Origin of the sequence: Streptomyces sp. NPDC058576 (assembly GCF_042718715.1) — a bacterium.
Lineage (GTDB): Bacteria > Actinomycetota > Actinomycetes > Streptomycetales > Streptomycetaceae > Streptomyces.
The window spans coordinates 1-3,844 of the sequence record NZ_JBHXPF010000002.1; the positions used below are offsets into that span (position 1 = coordinate 1).

Below are 3,844 nucleotides of genomic sequence, written 5' to 3' on the forward strand. Positions count from 1 at the left end.
GTCCCGGCGACGGCGGGCGAGGGGCCCGGCACCACGTGACCGACATCCAGGGCGCGGGCCGCCCCGCCCGCCGCCCCTGCCGCGAAGGAGGAGTCCGCGTATGGCGCACGACGACCGGCGACCCGCGCCCGACCCCGTCGGCACCCCCGGATCCGGCCCGCACCGGATTCCGTACTCCGGTCCCGACCTGCGTCCCGGACTGTGCTCGGTCACCCTGCGCGCGCATCCCGTCCGGCAGGTGCTGGTGTTCGCCGCGTCGGCGGGACTCGCCGCCGTCGAGTGGGGCGCCGATGTCCACGTGCCCCCCGGCGACACCGCACACGCGAAGGAGGTCGCCTTTCTGACCGCCGACGCCGGCCTGGCCGTCGCCTCCTACGGCACCTATGTGCGCTTGGGGGAGCCCGGCCAGGGCGAGGCCGCGGTGCTGGCCGCCGCGAGCGCGCTCGGCGCACCCCGCATCCGGGTCTGGGCCGGCGCCCTAGGCTCCGCCCGCGCCGGCCGCGACTACCGGGCCGCGGTCGCCGCCGCGGGCCGGCGACTCGCGGCGCGCGCCGCCGACGCGGGTGTGATCGTCGGCCTGGAGTTCCACGGCGGCACGCTCACCGACACCCCCGAGTCGGCGTACGCCCTGCTGAGCGACATCGGCCGGGACGACGTCGGCACCTACTGGCAGCCCCCGCAGGGCGAGCCGGACGAGATCGCGCTGGCCGGCCTCGACCGTGTGGCGGCCCACGTCGTCGGCGTGCACGCGTTCTCCTGGTGGCCCACCGACGAACGCCGTCCCCTCGCCGACCGCCGCCCCCTGTGGGACGCGGTCGCCGCCCGCCTGCGCCAACGCGGGCTGCCTACCGACGTCCTCCTTGAGTTCGTCGCGGGCGACGACGCGGCACAGCTCAGGGCGGACGCGGCGACCCTGCGAGCCGTCCTCGGCCCGCGCGGGGCGGAGAGGGGGATGCCGACGGCCTGACGCGGACCACGGCGGCCACCAGGCCCACGCCCTCACCTCCTCCTCCACCGGCCGGACCGGCTCACTGTCCGGTCCCCGTCCCACGCCGTCCCCCGCCGACCGCGGTCGACCGCCCCGATCCCGCGCGCATCGGCCGGCCGGCGTCCCTCCCCCTCCACCTCGGTCGCTCAGGCGCACGTGCACCCGCGCCGGCCGGCGGGGACGAACGCGGCACCCGCCCGTACGGGCACGGGCTGCCCATCCCCTCGACCCCAGCCGCTCCGGCGCGCACCCACCCGCGCCGGCCGGCCCCCTCCTCGGCGGGCACCGCACCCTCCTCCCCGTGCGGTGTCCGCATCCCCGTCCCACCCCGCGACCGCACCGCCCGCGGTCCGGCGCGGTCCTTCGCGCCCCACCCCTCCACCCCGAAGGAGCACCCGATGAAATCCTTCCCGAGCCGCCCATCGAGCAGGAGAGGCTCCCTCCTGCTCATGGTGGGAGTGCTGTGCCTCGCCCTCGGCACCCTCCTGCCCGCGCCGACAGCGGCAGCGGCGGCCAAGCACACCTACTACGTCGCCACCTCCGGCTCCGACGAGAACCCCGGCACCCTGCGCAAGCCCTTCCGGACCATCCAGAAGTGCGCGGACCTCGTGGTCCCCGGCGACACCTGCGCCATCCGCGGCGGCACCTACCGCGAAACGGTCCGCCCGGCCCGCTCCGGTGACGCGGAGGCCGGTCCGATCACCTTCCGCCCCCATCGGAACGAGAAGGTGACGATCAGCGGCACCGAGAAGGTGCGCGAGTGGAAGCCGGACGGCGACGACATCTACAGCGCCGCGATCGAGGCGACCCCCGAGAACTCCGACAGCCAGGTCTTCCTGGGCACCAAGATGATCGTCGAGGGACGCTGGCCCAACACCGGCGACAACCCGCTCCAGCCGACCTGGGCCATCGCCGACGCCGGCACCGTCGGCGCCGCCGTTCCGGGCATCTCCACCCTCACGGACAGCAAGCTGACCACTCCGGCGGGCTTCTGGGACGGGGTGACGATCGCCCACCTCGGCAACAAGGGGTGGGCCGGACAGACGGGCACCGTCACCAGCTCCGAGCCGGGCAAGCTCACCTTCGTCCGCGGCAACTACAGCTGCACGATCCTCTGCGTGAACCCGGGCACCCGCTACTACCTCACCAACTCCCTCAAGACGCTCGACAGCCCGCTGGAGTGGTTCCACGACCGCGAGGCCAAGAAGCTCTACGCCTGGGCCTCCTCACCCGAGGACGTCCGGAAGCTGCGCGCCCTGCAGATCAAGCAGCGCCTGTACGCCGTCGACCTCAACGACCGCTCCCACGTACACGTCGAGGGGCTCCGGCTGTTCGGCGCCACCGTCAGCACCTCGCCGACCAGCACGCACAACGTCCTGGACGGCCTGCGCGCCGACGACGTGTCCCACTTCGTCCGCACCTCGTGCGAGGGCTGCACGGCCACCAGCCCGTACCAGACCGGCGCCCGGGACACCGGCATCATCGTGCGCGGCAGCGACAACGTGCTGCGCGACAGCGTCATCACCGGCAGCGCCGGCAACGGCGTCTACCTGACCGGCAAGCGCAACGTCGTCACCAACAACCTGATCCGCAACACCGGTTACAGCCTCGCCCAGCGCAACGCGATCAACGTGGACGACGCCGACTCCGGCGCGGGCGACCGCGACCTGCAGATCACCCACAACACGATCCACAACACCGGTGCCAGCGGCATCCGGCTGATCGGGGAGACCGGCTACGGCGACCGCATCGCCTACAACGACATCTTCAACAACATGATGATCCACCACGACGGCGGGCCCATCTACGTCTGCTGCAGCGTCGACCTCAAGGGCGGCAGCATCGACCACAACTGGACCCACGACAACGCCACCAAGAACTCACCGACCGCCTACCAGGGTGCCGGCGTCTACCTCGACGTCTCCAGCAGCAACGCGCTCATCCACCACAACGTCGTCTGGAACACCACCCGGGACGCGATCGAGCTGAACGGCAACGGCCCGGAGGCCAGCAGTATCGACAACGTGATCTACAACAACACCGTCGGCGCCGGACAGCTCACGAGCGTGGGCACCTACAACATCAAGACCGGTACGGGAACCGAGATCATCAACAACATCGCCGGCGCGCCGATCAGCTTCGTCCCGGACGCCGTCGAGCGCACCAACCTGAAGCCGCCGACCGACCCGCGCTTCACCGACCCCGCCGCCAACGACTACACCCTGAAGGCCGACTCCCCGGCGATCGACGCCGGCGAGGAGATCGCGGGCGTCACCGACGGCTACACCGGGCCCGCCCCCGACCAGGGCGCCTACGAGCAGGGCGAGACCCCATGGGTCCCGGGCTGCGACCTGCCCGGCTGCTCCTACGAGACGGTCGACGACACCCGCGCGGACGACGACACCCGCATCGAGTTCACCGGCGACTGGCAGCGCGAGACCACCGACCCGACGAAGCAGGGCACCTTCAACGCCAGCCTCAGCCGCGCCGACGGCGAGGACGACAAGGTCACCATCACCTTCACCGGCCGTTCCCTGCGGCTGCACGGGCTGACCGGCCCCAAGGGCGGATTCGGCACCGTCTCCATCGACGGCCTCCCCGAGGAGACGATCGACTTCCACGACCCGTACGTCACCCACGGCGACCAGAACGTCTGGACCAGCCCCCGGCTCGGGAACGGGGTGCACGAGGTCACCCTGCGGGCCACCGGAACCGCTGACCCCGACAGCGCGGGCACCGAGGTCAGCCTCGACAAGGTCGAGATCGTGCGATGACACCGGGCCGGCGGCGCCGCCCCCCCGGGGGGCCGGCGGCCCGGGGGGCCCCCCCGGCGGGCGGGGGCCCCGCGGGGCGGTG

The 3,844-nt window shown here is 72.9% G+C and carries 2 protein-coding genes; both read left to right on the top strand.

Annotated elements, in window-relative coordinates:
- Positions 1-100 precede the first annotated feature (100 nt).
- Positions 101-967 (top strand): sugar phosphate isomerase/epimerase family protein, encoded by an 867-nt coding sequence (locus ACFWRV_RS01440; protein ID WP_384326714.1) that lies wholly within the window; start codon positions 101-103, stop codon positions 965-967.
- A gap of 419 nt (positions 968-1,386) precedes the next feature.
- Entirely contained in the window at positions 1,387-3,762 is a 2,376-nt protein-coding gene (locus tag ACFWRV_RS01445; RefSeq protein ID WP_384326716.1) for a hypothetical protein, read from the top strand.
- Positions 3,763-3,844: the final 82 nt, after the last annotated feature.